At 67.2% G+C, this 17111-nt stretch carries 17 protein-coding genes and 1 tRNA gene; 14 read left to right on the forward strand and 4 right to left on the reverse strand.

Annotated elements, in window-relative coordinates; translation table 11 throughout:
• Positions 1-8 precede the first annotated feature (8 nt).
• Complete coding sequence (hisB, locus tag CJ014_RS18230) at positions 9-602, reverse strand: imidazoleglycerol-phosphate dehydratase HisB (RefSeq protein ID WP_100081921.1); 594 nt, start codon at positions 600-602, stop codon at positions 9-11.
• A gap of 267 nt (positions 603-869) precedes the next feature.
• Between hisB and CJ014_RS18235 the strand changes: the two genes are divergently transcribed.
• Positions 870-2294, forward strand: a complete 1425-nt coding sequence (locus tag CJ014_RS18235) for an MFS transporter (RefSeq protein WP_207765800.1) — start codon at positions 870-872, stop codon at positions 2292-2294.
• Between the two features lie 6 nt (positions 2295-2300).
• On the opposite strand, the gene queG is transcribed toward CJ014_RS18235, so the two are convergent.
• Together queG and CJ014_RS18245 are read right to left on the reverse strand one after the other, a co-directional pair.
• Positions 2301-3317, reverse strand: a complete 1017-nt coding sequence (gene queG / locus CJ014_RS18240) for a tRNA epoxyqueuosine(34) reductase QueG (protein WP_100081922.1) — start codon at positions 3315-3317, stop codon at positions 2301-2303.
• 21 nt (positions 3318-3338) lie between these two features.
• Positions 3339-4031, reverse strand: coding sequence for a glutathione S-transferase family protein (locus CJ014_RS18245; protein ID WP_100081923.1), 693 nt, complete (start codon positions 4029-4031; stop codon positions 3339-3341).
• A 206-nt stretch (positions 4032-4237) separates the two neighbouring features.
• On the opposite strand from CJ014_RS18245, the gene CJ014_RS18250 reads away from it, so the two are divergent.
• Complete coding sequence (locus CJ014_RS18250; protein WP_100081924.1) at positions 4238-5047, forward strand: undecaprenyl-diphosphate phosphatase; 810 nt, start codon at positions 4238-4240, stop codon at positions 5045-5047.
• Positions 5048-5057: 10 nt separating this feature from the next.
• On the opposite strand, the gene CJ014_RS18255 is transcribed toward CJ014_RS18250, so the two are convergent.
• Entirely contained in the window at positions 5058-6038 is a 981-nt protein-coding gene (locus CJ014_RS18255; RefSeq protein ID WP_100081925.1) for a complex I NDUFA9 subunit family protein, read from the reverse strand.
• A gap of 226 nt (positions 6039-6264) precedes the next feature.
• Between CJ014_RS18255 and CJ014_RS18260 the strand changes: the two genes are divergently transcribed.
• The 12 genes from CJ014_RS18260 (at position 6265) to CJ014_RS18315 (ending at position 17000) form a co-directional block, all read left to right on the forward strand.
• Positions 6265-6349 (forward strand) — tRNA-Leu (locus CJ014_RS18260).
• Positions 6350-6598: 249 nt separating this feature from the next.
• The gene (locus CJ014_RS18265) at positions 6599-7786 is read left to right on the forward strand and encodes an FprA family A-type flavoprotein (protein ID WP_100081926.1); all 1188 of its coding nucleotides are present in this window, start codon (positions 6599-6601) and stop codon (positions 7784-7786) included.
• Between the two features lie 179 nt (positions 7787-7965).
• Complete coding sequence (locus tag CJ014_RS18270) at positions 7966-8580, forward strand: ribonuclease D (protein ID WP_100081927.1); 615 nt, start codon at positions 7966-7968, stop codon at positions 8578-8580.
• Positions 8581-8851: 271 nt separating this feature from the next.
• Positions 8852-9547 carry an LPS export ABC transporter periplasmic protein LptC gene (gene lptC, locus CJ014_RS18275; RefSeq protein ID WP_165790894.1) on the forward strand — a complete coding sequence of 232 codons (696 nt, stop codon included), beginning with the start codon at positions 8852-8854 and terminating at the stop codon, positions 9545-9547.
• 78 nt (positions 9548-9625) lie between these two features.
• A complete protein-coding gene (lptA, locus tag CJ014_RS18280; RefSeq protein ID WP_100081929.1) occupies positions 9626-10186 on the forward strand; it encodes a lipopolysaccharide transport periplasmic protein LptA in 561 nt (186 codons plus the stop codon).
• A 28-nt stretch (positions 10187-10214) separates the two neighbouring features.
• The gene (lptB, locus tag CJ014_RS18285; protein ID WP_100081930.1) at positions 10215-10991 is read left to right on the forward strand and encodes an LPS export ABC transporter ATP-binding protein; all 777 of its coding nucleotides are present in this window, start codon (positions 10215-10217) and stop codon (positions 10989-10991) included.
• A gap of 104 nt (positions 10992-11095) precedes the next feature.
• Entirely contained in the window at positions 11096-12616 is a 1521-nt protein-coding gene (gene rpoN / locus CJ014_RS18290) for an RNA polymerase factor sigma-54 (protein ID WP_100081931.1), read from the forward strand.
• 348 nt (positions 12617-12964) lie between these two features.
• Complete coding sequence (gene hpf / locus CJ014_RS18295) at positions 12965-13570, forward strand: ribosome hibernation-promoting factor, HPF/YfiA family (RefSeq protein ID WP_100081932.1); 606 nt, start codon at positions 12965-12967, stop codon at positions 13568-13570.
• Between the two features lie 90 nt (positions 13571-13660).
• Positions 13661-14125 carry a PTS IIA-like nitrogen regulatory protein PtsN gene (gene ptsN, locus CJ014_RS18300; RefSeq protein WP_100081933.1) on the forward strand — a complete coding sequence of 155 codons (465 nt, stop codon included), beginning with the start codon at positions 13661-13663 and terminating at the stop codon, positions 14123-14125.
• Positions 14126-14393: 268 nt separating this feature from the next.
• Positions 14394-14894: an MmcB family DNA repair protein gene (locus CJ014_RS18305; RefSeq protein ID WP_100081981.1), complete on the forward strand. Its 501-nt coding sequence runs from the start codon at positions 14394-14396 to the stop codon at positions 14892-14894.
• 186 nt (positions 14895-15080) lie between these two features.
• A complete protein-coding gene (locus CJ014_RS18310; RefSeq protein ID WP_165790895.1) occupies positions 15081-16481 on the forward strand; it encodes a polyhydroxyalkanoate depolymerase in 1401 nt (466 codons plus the stop codon).
• Between the two features lie 90 nt (positions 16482-16571).
• Complete coding sequence (locus CJ014_RS18315) at positions 16572-17000, forward strand: Hsp20 family protein (RefSeq protein WP_100081935.1); 429 nt, start codon at positions 16572-16574, stop codon at positions 16998-17000.
• Positions 17001-17111: the final 111 nt, after the last annotated feature.

Consider the following 17111-nt stretch of genomic DNA (forward strand, 5'->3'; position numbering starts at 1 on the left):
TGCCTCCGTCAGGCTTCGAGAACACCCTTGGTCGACGGCACGCGGCCGCCCTGGGCCGGATCGACGGCAACGGCGAAACGCAGGGCGCGGGCCAGCGCCTTAAAGCAGCTCTCGGCGATATGGTGATCGTTCGATCCGTAGAAGGTCTCGACGTGCAGCGTCAGGCCGGCCTGCATGGCGAAGGCGCGAAACCATTCCTCGACGAGCTGGGTATCGAAGCTGCCGATCTTCGGCGCGTGGAAGCTGGTGCGAAAGACCAGACAGGGCCGGCCGGAGATGTCGACGACGACGCGGGACAGCGCCTCGTCGAGCGGCAAGGTCACGTCGGCATAGCGGGTGATGCCGGCCTTGTCGCCGAGCGCCTTGCGAAAGCACTGGCCGAGCGCGATGCCGACGTCCTCGACGGTGTGGTGGTCGTCGATATGGAGGTCGCCCTTCGCCTTGACCTCGAGATCGATCAGGCCATGGCGGGCGATCTGCGTCAGCATGTGGTCGAAGAAGCCGACACCGGTGGAGATGTCGGCCTCGCCGCGACCGTCGAGGTCGAGGCGGACGGAGATCTCGGTTTCGCGGGTCGAGCGGCTGAGGCTGGCCGTGCGCATGGCTCGCTGTCACTCCTGCGGCGGGAATAACCGGCTTCTATCAGGGGGAGGGGGAAATGGAAACGGGAAATGCCGCCGGCCGGACCGCGGCCGCCAAGCAAAGCCGGCTTGCCTTCACCGAACTTTGAACGTTTCAAGCCGCATCCGGCCTGTTCTTTTCGTCTCCGATGCCGCATGACGGGCTCCGACGCCACCGCGCCGCACCTCCCCGAACCGCAGATATCCGTGCCCGGTGGTTTCCGTTCCTGCCCTCCGCCTATCCCGCCGATGACCGACACGCCCGTCCTTCCCGCCGCCGTCCTCACCCGCTATTCGCCCGCCGTCGCGCTGACCATGGCGGCGATCGGCTTTATGCAGATCCTCGACAGCGCCATCATCAACACGTCGCTGCCGACCATGGCGCGCGCTTTCGGCGTCGCGCCGATCGACCTGTCGCTGGCCGTCACCGCCTATGTGCTGGCGGCCGCCGCCGCTTCGCCGCTGGCCAACTGGCTGTCGGACCGGTTCGGCGCCCGCGACGTGCTGGTGGCGGCGCTCGCCGCCTTCACGCTGTCGTCGGTGTGGTGCGCGCTTTGCCAGACGCTGCCGGAACTGATCGTAGCCCGGGTGGTGCAGGGGGTCGGCGGCGCCCTGCTGCTGCCGGTCGGCACCGCCGTGGTGATGCGCCGGGCCGCCAGGGCGGATTTCGTGCGAGCCACGGCGCTGATGGTCTGGCCGGCGCTGATGGCGCCGATCGTCGGACCGGTGCTGGGCGGCTTCATCACCGAACATCTCAGTTGGCGCTGGAACTTCTGGCTCAACCTGCCGCTCGGCATCTGCGGCCTGCTGGCCATCCTCAAGCTGGTGCCGAACGAACGCGGCGACGACGTGCGGCGGCTCGACGTCGTCGGCTTCCTGCTGTGCGCCGCCAGCCTGACGGCGCTGCTCGCCGGTTTCCAGCGCTCCGCCGAAGCCGGCGGCGAACGCATCGTCGCGCTGGCGATGATCGGCCTCGGCGGCCTTCTCGGCGTCGCCGCCGTCCGTCATCTGAGGCGGCATCCCGAGCCGCTGCTGTCGCTCGCCGCGCTGTCGCGGCCCAGCCTCGGCTACGCCTTTCATCCGGGCGGCCTCTACCGCGTGCTGTTCTCGGCGGCGCCTTTCCTGCTGCCGCTGTGGTTCCAGCTCGGCTTCGGCCTGTCGCCGGCGGCGGCCGGCCTGTGGGTGCTCGTCTACTTCGTCGGCAATCTCGGCATCAAGTTCATCACCACACCGCTGATGCGGCGGTTCGGCTTCCGCAGCGTGCTGGTCGGCGATGGCGTGCTGGTGGCGCTGTCGATGGTGGCCTGCGCCCTGGTCGGCTCGCTCGACCGGCCTTTCGTGGTGGTGGTGATCCTGCTGTTCGCCGGCAGCGTCCGCTCGGTGCAACTGACCACCCTGACGACGCTGGCCTTCGCCGACGTGCCGGGCGCCGAGCGCGGCAACGCCTCCAACCTGATCGCCATGATGCAGCAGGCGACCCAGGCCGCCGGCGTGGCCGTCGCCGCCTTCAGCCTGTCGGCGCTGCAAATCGCCATGGGTCGCGACGACATCGGCCTTCCCGAGCTGCAGGGCACGTTCTGGATCATGGCGGTGCTGGCGCTGGCCGGCGCCATCGCAGCGCTCCGCGTGCCCGATGCCTTCGGCCGCGAGGTCAGCGGAGCCGGCGGCCGCTAACCTCTTCTACGGCGGCAGGCGATCGATAGCCCATCTTGCCGCCTCGGCCACGACCGGATCGGGATCGTCGAGCAGCGGCGTCAGCGCCGGGGCCAACGCCGGATCGCCGGAATTACCGATGGCGATCGCCACGTTGCGGACAAAGCGATTCCGGCCGATGCGCTTCACCGGCGATCCGGAAAACAGCGCCCGGAAGGCGGCATCGTCCAATGCCGCGAGCGCTGTGAGCGACGGCGCCGTCAGCTCGGGCCGCGGCCTCAGCTTCATCTCGGCCGCTTCGCTCGCGAACTTGTTCCAGGGACAGACGGCAAGACAGTCGTCGCAGCCGTAGATGCGATTGCCGATCAGCGGCCTCAGGTCCTCGGGAATGGGACCGGCGTGCTCGATGGTGAGATAGGAGATGCAAAGCCGCGCGTCGATCTGGTAGGGCGCCGGCAGGGCGCCGGTCGGGCAGGCGTCGAGGCAGCGGCGGCAGGCACCGCAACGGTCGTTGGCCGGCTCGTCCGGCGGCAGGTCGGCGGCCGACAGGATGACGCCGAGCAGCAGCCAGGAGCCGAAGTCGCGCGAGACGAGGTTGGTGTGCTTGCCCTGCCAGCCGACGCCGGCCAGCGCGGCAAGCGGCTTTTCCATCAGCGGGGCGGTATCGACGAACACCTTGACGTCGGCGCCGGTGTCGCGGGCGATCAGGCCGGCCACCTCCTTGAGGCGGCCCTTCAGCACGTCGTGATAGTCGCGGTGGCGGGCGTAGACGGAAATGTTGCCGACGGCGGGCCTTGCGAGATTGGCGAGCGGGTCGCTGTCCGGGCCGTAGTTCATGGCCAGCACCACGGCCGACCGCGCCTCCGGCCACAGCACGCGCGGGTCGGCGCGCCGTTCGAGCGTCTCCTCCATCCAGGCCATCGAGCCGTGGCGGCCGAGATCGACGAAGGTGCGCAACCGGCGCGCGGCCTCACCGAGCCGATCGACCGGCGCGACGCCGATCGCCGAGAAACCGAGATCGCGGGCGCGGGCCCGCCAGTTCAAAACGCTCTCCCCAAGGCCGGCTCAGAAGTCGAGATCAGTGTAGATCGGCGCTGCCGGCAGGCCGGCCAAGCGGTCGGCAAGCAAGGTGCGGAAGGTCGGGCGCGACTTGATCCTGGCATACCAATATTTGGCATTGAGATCCTCGTCCCAAGGCACGTCGCCGACATAGTCGACCACCGACAGCTCGGCGGCGGCGGCGAGGTCGGCGAAGGTGAGCTGCTCGCCGGACAGCCAGTTGCGCGAGCCAGACAGCCAGCCGATGTAGTGAAGATGATGCTTGATGTTGACGCGGGCAACCCGCAGCACCTGATTGTCGGGCGAGCCGCCGCCCAGCTCGCGCGGCAGCTCCAGCTTCATGATCTTCTCGTGCTGGAAATACTGCACCGCCTCGTCGTGCGTCTTGTGCAGGAACCAGTCGACGAGGCGGCGCATCTCGGCGCGCGCTTCCGGATGGTTGGGCATCAGGCGCCGGTCGCCGAGCGCGTAGCCGCGCGTCTCGTCGACATATTCCATGATCGGGCCGGCGCCGACGATCGGCGGGCCGTCGTTCTCGACGAGGACGGGCACGCTGCCGGCCGGATTGAGCTCAAGGAATTCCGGCCGCCGTTCCCAGGTCTTCTCGACGACGAGCTCCACCTTGGCGTCATGCTCGGCCAGCATCAGCCGGACGAAGCGCGACGTGGTGGAAAATGGATGATGATAAAGCTTGAGCATCGTGAACCCGGATCGCCGGCTTGGCCGACGTCAAGACAAGAGGGTGGTGATGGATCGCCAGGAATGTCCAGCGCCGCCCCGCGCCCGTCCGATTCGCAACGGCGGCGGAGCCGCGAGGCTGGCCTATAGAGCCGACGCCATGTATGAACAACCGGTTACCAGTTTACCCCTTTCGCTTCACCCATTTTTACCGAAAGCATCGCGACATGGATCTGACGGGCCTCATTCAAGCGCTTCTCCTTGGCATTATCGAAGGTATCACCGAGTTCCTGCCGATTTCCAGCACTGGCCATCTCATCATCGCCGAACAGTGGCTCGGCGCGCGGTCCGACATGTTCAACATCGTCATCCAGGCCGGCGCCATACTGGCGGTGACGGTGATCTACTGGCAGCGGCTCGTCGGGTTCCTGACCGGCTGGCGCGATCCGGAGACGCGGCTTTACATCGGCAAGCTGGTCGTCGCCTTCCTCGTCACGTCCGTGCTCGGCCTTATTGCCAAGAAACTCGGCTTCAAGTTGCCGGAAACCGTGGTGCCGATCGCCTGGGCCCTGGTGATCGGCGGCTTCTGGATGATTCTCGCCGAATATTTCGCCGCCAAACGACCGGAAAGCAGCCATATCAGCTGGACGGTTGCGGTGATGGTCGGCATAGCGCAGGTGGTGGCGGGCGTGTTCCCCGGAACGTCGCGCTCGGCCTCGACCATCTTCGTGGCCATGCTGCTCGGCACCGGCAACCGGGCGGCGGCCACCGAGTTCGCCTTCCTGGTGGGCATTCCCACCATGTACGCGGCGAGCGCCTTCGAGATCGTCGCCACGCTGAGGGACGGCGCCGCGGCAGCCGGCGAGGACTGGCTGGCCCTCACCGTCGCCTTCATCGCTTCGGCGATCACCGCCTTCGTCTCGGTCAAATGGCTGCTGGGTTACATCCAGACCAACCGCTTCACCGCCTTCGCCGTCTACCGCGTGCTGTTCGGCGGGCTGCTGTTCGCCCTGATCCTGACCGGCTGGGTCCACTGACCCACCGGCTTCAGGCCGTCGCGCCGTCCCGGTCGTATTGGCCATGCGGACGGAAGCGGACGGCATATTCGGGCAACACGACGCCGAGCGACGTCGGCGCGATGCCTAGGGCTTCGAACGTGCGGCCCTCGCCGATGGCGGCGGCCGAAACCACGCTTCCCGCCTTCAGCAGCTCGACCTGGTCCGGCGTCAGGGGCGCGCCGGGCAACCAGGCGGTCAGCCGCGCGACAAGCGCGGCGAGACCGAAGGGAACCGTCAGAAGGCGCCGGCGGCGGCCGGTCTCGGCGAGCAAGCGCTCGATGACGGCGCGGAAGGTCAGAACTTCCGGCCCGCCCAGCTCGTAGACGCGACCGCCCGTGATGCGGCCCTCGACGGCGCGGGCAATCGCCTCGGCGACATCGCTGACGAATACCGGCTGCAGGAGCGTCAAGCCGCCGCCGATCAGCGGCAGCACCGGGCTCCGCGCGGCAAGCTCGCCGAACAGGTTGATGAAATGGTCCTCGGGACCGAACACCACGGACGGCCTCAGCACCACCGCGTCCGGCACGACGTCGAGCACGGCCGCCTCGCCGGCCGCCTTGGTGCGGGCATAGACCGAGCCGGAGGCGGCGTCGGCGCCGATGGCCGAGACATGCACGAGGCGGGAGATGCCGGCGGCGGCGGTCGCCTCGGCGACGGCGCGGGCCCCGAAGGCCTGCACGGCGGCGTGGGTCTGACGGCCGGAAGCGGAGAGGATGCCGACGAGATTGACGACGGCGTCGGCGCCGCTCACCGCCCGGTCCACCGAGGCGCGGTAGCGCAGGTTGGCCTGCATCGGCATGATCTGGCCGACGCCGCCGAGCGGCTGCAGGTGGGTGGCGAGATCGGGCCGGCGGCAGGCGGCGCGGATGCGCCAGCCGCGCCTGGCCAGCGCCCGCACGACGTGGCGGCCGAGGAAGCCGGAGGCGCCGAAGATGGTGACGATCGGCTGTTCTTCACGAACGAGGGGCATGACGATCCCTTCCTGCGCATGTTGCGGCGAACAATCCCGGCCGCCGCCCGTTGCCAACGGTGGGCCGAACCAGCAAAACCAAGTTATTACGGCAGGATGCCGCGCCCTGTACAGACCGGACAGCGTAGCATTCCGTAGCCGGCGGCAATTTGTCGGAGAGAACGGAAATGGCGGTTGACAACGCCGCGCCGACCCCGTATTCACCCCGCCAGCCGACGACCCCTGTGCCCAGGTGGCGGAATTGGTAGACGCGCACGGTTCAGGTCCGTGTGCCGCGAGGCGTGAAGGTTCGAGTCCTTTCCTGGGCACCATCGTCGATCTCCGGAGATCGACGGGCTGTCCGTTTCACGTGATCGATGTTCGTTGAATAGCCTGCCCCCCGGGGCGGGTTTTTTGATATCTGCGCTCATCGCGGGGCAGCCTTGCGCCGGATCGTTTTAGAACCGTTCCATGCTTGTCGGAAATCGTCAACGCGCCTAATCCCTTGCGGGTAAACGAAGACACGCGCCGACGCGGCCTGGAGCCGCGACGAGAGCCCGCCACCCCGAGGAATACCTGCAATGATCGCCCAGCGCATTACCGACGACATCCTTTCGTTTCGTGCCATCGATTGGGATCGCAAGCTGTTCGACGAATTGGTACCGCTGCCCGAGGGGACGACCTACAATTCCTATCTTGTCCGCGGCCGGGACAAGACCGCACTGATCGATACCGTCTATCCGCCCAAGGCCGAGGAACTGATCGCCGCGTTGAAGGCAGCCGGCATCGACCGGCTCGACTACATCGTCGCCAACCACGCCGAGCAGGATCACTCCGGCTCGATCCCGGCGCTGCTCGCCCTGTTTCCCGAAGCGAAGGTGGTGACGAATGCCAAGTGCAAGCGCTTCATCCTCGACACGCTGCCGGTCGATCGCGACGCCTTCGTCACCATACGCGACGGCGACAGCCTGGATCTCGGCGGCAAGACGCTTTCCTTCCATCTGACGCCCTGGGTGCACTGGCCGGACACCATGGTTACCTTTGCGGTCGAGGACCGAATCGCCTTCACCTGCGACTTTCTCGGCGCCCATCTCGCCACCACCGGGCTGTTCGCCCGCGACGAAGCGCAGGTCGCCATCTCCGCCAAGCGCTACTACGCCGAGATCATGATGCCCTATCGCGGCTTCTCGGCCGAAGCGCTCCAAAAGGTCGAGGCGTTCGATCCGCTGTTCGTGGCGCCGAGCCACGGCCCGGTGCACGACCGTCCGGCCTTGATCTTCGACCTCTATCGCGGCTGGACGTCCGACGAGGTCAGGCCGCTGGTGGTCATCCCCTATGTGTCGATGTACGAGAGCACGGCGAAGATGGTCGCCCTCCTGGTCGACCGCCTCACCGAGCGCGGCGTCGCCGCCCAGCCGGTCAACGTGGTGGACCTCGACAGCGGCGCGCTCGCCATGAGCATCGTCGACGCCTCGACCATCGTCTTCGCCTCCCCGACGGTGCTGTCCGGCCCGCATCCGAGCCTTGCCGCCGCGGCGATCCTGATCAACGCCCTGGCACCCAAGACGCGCAAGGTGGCGGTGATGGGCTCCTTCGGCTGGGAGGGCAGCCTGCCCGACCAGGTGATCGCCCTGCTGCCGCGCCTCAAGGCCGAGGTCCTGGAGCCGGTCATGACCAAGGGCCTGCCGCGCGAGGAGACGATCGAGGACATCGCCCGCCTCGCCGACGACATCGCCGGCCTCAGGATCACCGACGCGGCGGCGGCCTGATCTCCCGGACGTCGGACGGCGGCGGCATAATTTTCTTGCGCTCGGCCGTTCGGCGTCCGCATATACGGCGGATCGTTTCCCGGGACCGGCGGCCATGCCGCCGGTCGCTTTTCATGCATCCGTCCGTTCGGAAGGCCGACGGCTTTTCAGGCGGATGTGCCAGCTTGCAGAGTTCCGCCATGACCATCCGCCTCCATACCGGCGACCTTCCCGACCTCGACGCCTACGGCGAGGTCATTGCCATCGATACCGAAACCCTCGGCCTCAATCCGCATCGCGACCGGCTCTGCGTCGTGCAGCTGTCGCCGGGCGACGGCTCGGCCGACGTCGTGCAGATCGCCAAGGGCCAGACCGCGGCGCCCAATCTCGTCCGGCTGCTCACCGATCCCAGGCGGATCAAGGTGTTCCACTTCGCCCGCTTCGACATCGCCATCCTGAAGCAGACCTTCGGCATAACCGTCACACCCTTGTTCTGCACCAAGATCGCCTCGCGGCTCACCCGCACCTACACCGACCGGCACGGCCTGAAGGACGTCACCAAGGAGCTCCTCGGCATCGATATCTCCAAGGCGCAGCAGTCGTCGGACTGGGGCGCGGCGATGCTCAGCCAGGCGCAGCTCGAATACGCCGCCTCCGACGTGCTCAACCTGCACGCCCTGCGCCAGCGGCTCTTGGCCATGCTGGAGCGCGAAGGGCGCCTGGAAATGGCCGAGGCCTGCTTCCGCTTCCTGCCGACCCGCGCCGATCTCGACCTCGCCGGCTGGGGCGAAGAGGACATCTTCGCGCATAGCTGACGGCTCGGCGCCGCCGGCAATCGCAGCAAAAGACAAGAAGCGCAATCGTTTCGAGCGATTGCTTGAATGTGATCGCAGCCCCCTCGCGGCGCGGCAAACGTTGGTTTATCTTTTGTGTCTAGAATTCGCCGGATAGAATAGGAAACCGGCCCTTGCCCGCGGGATAGCGACCGGCGGGCGTCACTTGAGGCTGAAGACGGAGGTCCCGTCCGCAAAACGGGCATGAAGGATGACAGGCATCGCGGCGAACGGCGCTTTTGGTGGCGGCGGCATGGAACCGTTTGACGGATCCGCCGTGCGCGCGACGCTGTTTGCAACGGCGGCACGGGAGAGCCGGCGGGTCCGCCGTCTGCGCATTTTGCTGCCGACGCTCGGCGCGCTGCTTTTCGCGGTGGTGATCGGCGCGACGGTCATCACGCGCATCTCCATCAGCCTCAGCATCGGCGACCTGAAGATCACCACCGACGGCCTCGCCATGGACGCGCCGCATCTGTCGGGCAGCGACGGCAAGGGGCGCACCTACACGGTGAGCGCCGAAAGCGCCGTGCAGGACCTGAGGGATACCCGGATAATCCGCCTCAAGAACATCGAGGCGAATGTCATCCAGACCGATGGCAGTCGCGCCAAGCTGCTCGCCGATACCGGCGTCTACGATTCCGCGGCGCAGACGCTGGTGCTCAAGGAAAACATCCGGCTGAGCAATTCCGACGGGTCGGGCGGCGCGCTGAGCCGCGCCGAGATCAACCTCGGCACCGGCTCGCTGACGTCGGACAGCCCCGTCGCGTTTTCATCCCGCCTCGGCGAAATCAATGCCGAGAAGATGGGCGTCGAGAAGAAGGCGGGAACGGTGACCTTCTCCGGCGGCGTCCGCATGACCGTCGATCCGACCGCCCGCCCGGGCAAGGCGGCCGACGGTCAGCCGGAGCAATCCGACCGAAAAGAAGACACTCCCAGTTCGTCCCCTTGATGACACTCGAATGGTTCGGGGAGCTTCGGCCCGAGCCAGACAGTTCCAGCCGCCTCGACGAGGCAGAAGGCAACGAAGATGACGGTCCGCATGCCTCGCTCCAGCCTCCTCCGCCGGGCCGCCATGGCCAGCCTGCTGCTCGCCCTGGCCCTTGCGCCGGCCTCCGCCGCCGAGCAAACGGCCAAGCTGCCGCCGACGACCTATCAGGGTCTCGGCATGTCCTCCGACCAGCCGATCCAATTCGAATCGGAGCAGCTCGAGGTGCACGACCAGGACAAGACGGCGGTGTTCACCGGCCACGTCATCGTCCGCCAGGGGACGACCGTGCTGAAGACCGACCGCCTCACGGTGTTCTACCAGGGTTCGCCGACCGGCGAGGGACCGCAACAGGTCAGCCGCCTCGAGGCGAAGGGCAACGTGCTCGTCACGTCGCCCAACCAGACGGCGAGCGGCGACGCCGGCACCTTCGACACCGCCGCCAACACGATCCTGCTCACCGACAACGTTGTGCTCACTCAGGGCGACAATGTCATTCGCGGCTCGAAGCTGCTGATCGACATCAACACCAGCCAGGCCAAGATGCTCGGCGGCCGGGTGCAGATGCTGATCGCGCCGAAGTCGCTCGACGCCAAGGGCTGACGCCCCCTTTCCGCCGGATACCAGAGCCTTGCTGAAGCATTTCGCCCAATCCGAGAGCCTGCCTCTTCCCGAGGCGGCCGATACGTCCGACCTCGCCGTTTTCAACCTCGTCAAGACCTTCGGCCAGCGGCCGGTGGTGCGCGGCGTTTCCATGCAGGTGCGGCGCGGCGAGGCCGTCGGCCTCCTGGGTCCCAACGGCGCCGGCAAGACCACGCTGTTCTACATGATCACCGGCCTGATCCCGGCCAACGGCGGCAGCATCTTCCTCGATGGCCACGACATCACCGGCTATCCGATGTTCCGCCGAGCCCGGCTCGGCATCGGCTACCTGCCGCAGGAAGCCTCGATCTTCCGCGGCCTGACGGTCGAGAACAACATCCGCGCCGTGCTCGAACTGGTCGAGCCGAACCGCGACGCCCGCGAGGCCGAGCTCGACGCGCTGCTCGACGAGTTCCACCTCGCCCACCTGCGCCGCCAGCCGGCCATCGCCCTGTCCGGCGGCGAGCGGCGGCGCGCCGAGATCGCCCGGGCGCTGGCCAGCCGGCCGGTGTTCATGCTGCTCGACGAGCCTTTCGCCGGCGTCGATCCGATCGCCGTCGGCGACATCCAGGCGCTGGTGCGCCATCTCACCGGCCGCGGCATCGGCGTGCTGATCACCGACCACAACGTGCGCGAGACGCTCGGCCTGATCGATCGCGCCTATATCCTGCATTCCGGCATGCTGCTGGTGGAAGGTACGCCCGACGACATCATCTCCGATGCCGACGCGCGCCGCGTTTACCTCGGCGAGCAATTTACCCTTTGATGCCGCCCCCTGCCTAGGTTATGAAGCAAGAAGCGGACCACCTTCGGCCGCCTTATTGACATTCATGGCTGCCGCTTCGATGCGGGGCGGACGGGGGTTGCTCGATGGCGCTGTCGGCGCGGCTCGAACTCAGGCAAAGCCAGTCGCTGGTGATGACGCCGCAGCTGATGCAGGCCATCAAGCTGCTTCAGCTCTCCAACATGGATCTGGTCACCTACATCGAGCAGGAACTCGAACGCAATCCGCTGCTCGAGCGCGCCGACGACGGCGAGGGGGAAGGGCCGGCCATCGAACCGGCGGCCGACGGCGACCTGCCGGCACGGGCCGACGCGCCGGACTGGTTCGAGACCGAGGGCGCGCCCAGTTCCGAGCGGGTGGCCAGCGTGCTCGATACCGATATCGGCAACGTCTATCCGGACGACACCGGCCAGCCGGAGCGGCCGGCGCTCGACGTCGGAGCGCTCGCCGGCGGCGACTGGTCGTCGATCGGCCGGGGCGGCGCGGGCGAGGACTACAGCCTGGAGAGCTTCGTCGCCGGCGAGGTCAGCCTTGCCGACCACCTCGCCGAGCAGCTGGCCGTTTCCGTCGCCGATCCGGCCTTGCGCCTGATCGGCCACGACCTCATCGACCAGGTGGACGAGGCGGGCTATCTCAGGGCCGATCTCGCGGCCACCGCCGAGCGGCTGGGCGCTTCCCTTTCCGATGTCGAGAAGGTGCTCGGCGTGCTGCAGACCTTCGAGCCGACCGGCATCTGCGCCCGTAACCTCGCCGAATGCCTGGCGTTGCAGCTTGCCGAGAAGGACCGGCTCGATCCGGCGATGCGGATGCTGGTCGACCATCTCGATCTTCTTGCCCGGCGCGATCTTCCGGCTCTCAAGCGCCTCTGCGGCGTCGACGACGAGGATCTCGGCGACATGATCAAGGAGATCCTGGCGCTCGATCCCAAGCCGGGCCACGCCTTCGGCTCGACGCAGGTGCAGACGGTGGTGCCCGACGTGATGGTGCAGCCCGCCGCCGACGGCGGCTGGACGGTGGAGCTCAACACCGACACGCTGCCGAAGGTGCTGGTCAACCAGACCTACTACGCGGAGGTGTCGAAGACCGCCCGCGACGAGGAGAAGAGCTATCTCGGAGAATGCTTCCAGTCGGCCAACTGGCTGACCAAGAGCCTCGACCAGCGGGCCAAGACCATCCTGAAGGTGGCGACCGAAATCGTCCGCCAGCAGGACGGCTTCCTGACCTACGGCGTCGCCCACCTGAGGCCGCTCAATCTCCGGATGATCGCCGACGCCATCGGCATGCACGAATCGACGGTGTCGCGGGTCACGTCCAACAAGTACATGGCGACGACGCGCGGCATCTTCGAGCTCAAGTATTTCTTCACCTCGTCGATCGCTTCGTCGGAGGGCGGCGACGCCCACTCGGCCGAGGCGGTCCGCCACCGCATCCGGCAACTGATCGACGGAGAAACCGCCGACGACGTGCTTTCGGACGACACGCTCGTCAAGATGCTGCGCGACGACGGCATCGATATCGCCCGCCGCACGGTGGCCAAGTATCGGGAAGCACTGCGCATTCCCTCGTCGGTGCAGCGCCGGCGCCTAAAGCAGCTTGCCGGTGCGTAAAATCACTGTAACCTTTCCTCAACCGGGGCTCATCCGGAAGGCGGATTGATATCGCTTCCGGTCAACGCCACATCTCGAGCAGGCGGGTGCGTCGCCCGGCAACGCCAGCTCAGGGGAGGATCCTTCCGCTTTTCCGCTTCACGATCCGATCGGCGCAGCCCCAGTCGACACTGACGGGGCGAGGGGTGAGGCGACACACCATCCACCGGCGAGACGGAAAGCCGCGCCCCCGCTCGCCGCTGCCGGCCAGAGGCCCGCTCCAGGCGGCTGGCCGGAAACGCGGGCACCGGGCGGAGTTTTCCACCGGCGCCCCGATCGGTTCAAAAGGCGCGAGAAACGAGGACTCTGATGCCGCTTCGCATTACCGGAAAGAACGTCGACATCGGCCAGGCGCTTCGCGAACACATCACCACCCGCACCGCCGAGGAACTCGGCAAATATTACGACGAGGCCTTCACCGGCCATGTCGTGGTGCAGAAGGAGGGCAAGGCCTATATTGTCGACTGCTCGATCCAGCTCGCTTCCGGCACGACGCTGCAATCGCGGGGCGAGGATTTCGAGGCCTATCCGGCAGCCGAAAAGGCGATAGAGCGAATCGGAAAACGGATGCGGCGCCACAAGCGCAAGCTGAAGAACTTCAAGGGCGGCGAATCGGCGGCCGGCGACCAGACGCCGGGCGGGCCGTCCTGGAGCGACATCAATGCCCAGGCGACGGTATTCGCAGCCTTCGACGACGAGGAGCTCGGCGAGGACTTCGCCCCGGCCGTCGTGGCGGAAACCACCCAGAAAATCCGCACCATGAGCGTCGGGTCGGCGGTCAGCGAGCTCGACTTCACCGGCGCGCCGCTGGTGATGTTCCGCAATGCCGGCAACGGCGGCGTCAACGTCGTCTACCGGCGCAATGACGGAAATATCGGCTGGATAGACCCCTCGCTCACCGAAATCGCCGGCTGAGGGAACCATCCCATCTGTCTTTTCGTCATCTAGACCTATATGAAGGCGGGGGTCGGGCTACCGGCCCTCCGCCAAACCTGGAACAAGACAATGGATCTGAGCGACCTCCTGGTGATCGACGCAATCCTGCCGCGGCTCAAGTCCGCCAACAAGAAGCAGGCATTGCAGGAGATGGCCGCCAAGGCCGCGGCTCTCACCGGACGCGACGAACGCGACATCTTCGAGACGCTGATGCAGCGCGAGAAGCTCGGTTCGACCGGCGTGGGCCACGGTGTCGCCATCCCGCACGGCAAGCTGGCCGGTCTCGACCGGCTGGTCGGCGTCTTCGCGCTCCTGGAACGACCGATCGATTTCGATTCGCTCGACGGCGAGCCTGTCGACGTGATGTTCCTGTTGCTGGCGCCGGAAAGCGCCGGCGCCGATCACCTGAAGGCGCTGGCCCGCATCGCCCGCGTCCTGCGCGACGACGAGACGGCGGCCAAGCTCAGGGCAGCCGACGACGCGGCGGCGATGTACGCGCTGCTCACCGAGAACGTCCGCTCCGACGCCGCCTGAAGCCGCAGAGCGGCTTCAGACTTTTTTCCCGCCTCAGGCGCCGGCGGGCCTCCGGCCCTTAGGCTTCCGCTCCGCTTTCCGTCTTTCGGGGCTTCGTCCCGAAAGACCCGCTCCGCGCGGCGCCAGTCGGCGCCGGAAGCCGCCCCGGGGCGGCTTCAAGTTATCCTGTCACGGTTGCCAATGCCGGCATTGCTCGTTAGCCGCACCTAGGTATGGGGACGGTTGATTTTCCGAAACAAATCATGAACAATGGCGGCGGAGACAGATGATGCCCGTGCCGACCGCCGCCTTTTCCTCACCGATCGCCAACTTGGTCAACGATGGCCGCCAGTCGGAAAACGCCCGTCTCGTGCAACGAGGCGTCGGCCGGCTGCTGGCAGGCCACGGCTTCTCGGTCCTCTACGAGCTGCCGCTCGCTTCCGGCCGGCGGGCCGACATCGCCGCTCTCGGCGGCAATGGCGATATCTTCATCGTCGAGATCAAATCGTCGGTCGAAGATTTCCGCACCGACCGCAAGTGGCCCGACTACCGGTTCCATTGCGACCAGTTGTTCTTCGCCACGCATGCCGGCGTGCCCGCCGAGATCTTTCCCGAAGATGCCGGCCTGATCGTCGCCGACGGCTATGGCGGCGCCGTTCTCAGGGATGCTCCCAGCCATCGGCTGGCCGCGGCGACGCGCCGGGCGATGACGTTGCGCTTCGCCCAGGTGGCCGCAAGACGCATCCAGCAACTGATCGATCCCCAGTTGCCCGACATGGGAGCTTTCTGAACGCCTCGTTCGAAAGGCGGACAGACGGAAGTCTATGCCGAAAAGGCCACTTTTACCGCTCCGTCGCGACTAAGAGCGGGGGTGTCGCCGCTTGCCGCCGCAGGGGCGGGCGCTATCCTTTCCATGACTACAACGAAGCGGCCAAGGAAACCGGCAGGGGGCGATATTGACCGCTTGGAGGACGGCGTGCCCTATTATCACAGCTATTCCGGATCCGGGTCCGCCAGACAGCCGCCGCCCGATCGTCGGCCGCCGCCGGCGGCGTCGGGCCTCTCTGCCGAACTCTACGCGCGCGTCGCGCGCCGCTATTGCCATCCGGCGTTCAATCTCGGCACCACCTTCGTGTCGGGGGTGCGCGGGCCGGTCTTCGAACGGGTGGTGCACGCCACGCCCTTCTGGAGGCTGACCACCTTCGATCGCGTGCCGCCAACCCCCGACGCCGATGTCCCTTCCGTGCTGGTGCTTCCGCCCTATGCGGGGCATTGCCCGACGCTTGTCCGCGATACCGTGGCCGCCTTCCTCCCCGGCCATGCCGTGCATGTCGCCGGCTGGGCCGACGCCCGGGATGTGCCGCTCGCGGCCGGCGCCTTCGGGCTCGGCGAGGCGATCGAAGCGGTCGCCGACATGGTGACCGAGATCGGCGGCGCCGTGCATGTGGTCGCGGTCATGGAGGCGGGCGTCATAGGCATCGCCGCCGCCGCCCTGCTGGGCAGACGCGGCCAGCCGCCCGCCACGCTGACGCTGATCGGCGGCCCGGTCGACTGCCGCGCCGACCACGCGGGGCTGGCTACCGGCGCCGCCACGCGCGGGCTCGACTGGTTCATGCGGGCGGTGATCGCGCCGGTGCCGCCGCCCTTCGAGGGGGTCTACCGCGAGGTATTTCCCGGCTTCTTCACCCTCACCGGGCTCCTGACACGCGGTTTCGATCGTTCGATCGCCGACCCGAAGGAGCTTTTTGTCGGTCTCGTCGCCGGCGACGGCGACAGCGCCGGCGGCCATCGGGAATTCTTCGACGAGTTCCTGGCGGTGATGGACGTGCCGGCGGAATTCATGCTGCAATGGATCGAGGCGGTGCTGATCGACCGCCCCTTTGCCGCCGAGCCCGGCCAGACGATCCTTTCACAGGCGACGCCGCCGCTCGCCGGTACCCCGCTGATGACGGTGGAGGCGGAGATCGATGCGTTCGGCGGCGGCGGCCAGACCCATGCCGCCCACATGATGACCGGGGCGCCGTCGGCAGGCTGCCGCCATACGGAAGATCGAGCCGGCCGTTTCGCCCTGTTCAACGGCGCCCGCTGGCGCGCCTCGGTGTTTCCGCGCGTCGCCGACTTCATCGCCAACCATGCCGGACCGCCGAAGCCGTCACGCCCTGCCCCAACCGAGGATCTCCTGACGCTTTCGGGCCTCACCCCGGCATTCGTCGCCCGGCTCAATCGCGAGGGCCTCTATTTCATGCATCAACTCGCCAGGCTCGACGAAGCGGCCGCCGGCCACCTCGACCGACGGCTGGGCACCGAGACCCATCCGCTGGCCGCCCAGCTCGGCCGCGAGGCGCGCCGCCGGCTGGCCGAGGCCGGACGGTCTTGAACGGCAATGCCGGCAAGGCCATATAGTGCGTTGATCACCGGGTGCCTCAGGGGCCCGGTCAAGGTCGCTTCCTTGCGAGGACTTTGAAAGATGACGAGATTGGCAGGCTTCTCGAGCCCGTTCCTTCTGGGCTTCGACGAGATCGAGCGTGCGCTGGACCGGGTGTCGAAGGCGGCGAACGACGGTTATCCTCCCTACAACATCGAACGTATCGAGCGTGACTCCCCGGAAGGGGACGTGCTGCGCATCACCCTGGCCGTTGCCGGTTTCACGCGCGAGCAGCTCGACGTCTCCGTCGAGGAGAACCAGTTGGTGATCCGCGGTCGGCAGGCGGACGACAAATCGCGCCTCTACCTTCACCGCGGCATCGCGGCGCGGCAATTCCAGCGCACGTTCGTGTTGGCCGAGGGCATCGAGATCCTCGGTGCCGACCTTCGCAATGGCCTGCTGTCGATCGACCTGGTGCGTCCGCCGCTCGAGCGGGTGGTCCGCCGGATCGAGATCAACGCCGAGGACTGACGATAAACGCGCCGGTCACCTTTTCCCGATAGACTGAGTTTCAGACCCGCCTGCCGTCGCCGGTGGTCGGTGTCTTCCCCCTGTCCGGCCAAGGCCGGCGCGGGGGAAAGG

The organism is Pleomorphomonas carboxyditropha (genome assembly GCF_002770725.1).
GTDB classification, from domain to species: domain Bacteria; phylum Pseudomonadota; class Alphaproteobacteria; order Rhizobiales; family Pleomorphomonadaceae; genus Pleomorphomonas; species Pleomorphomonas carboxyditropha.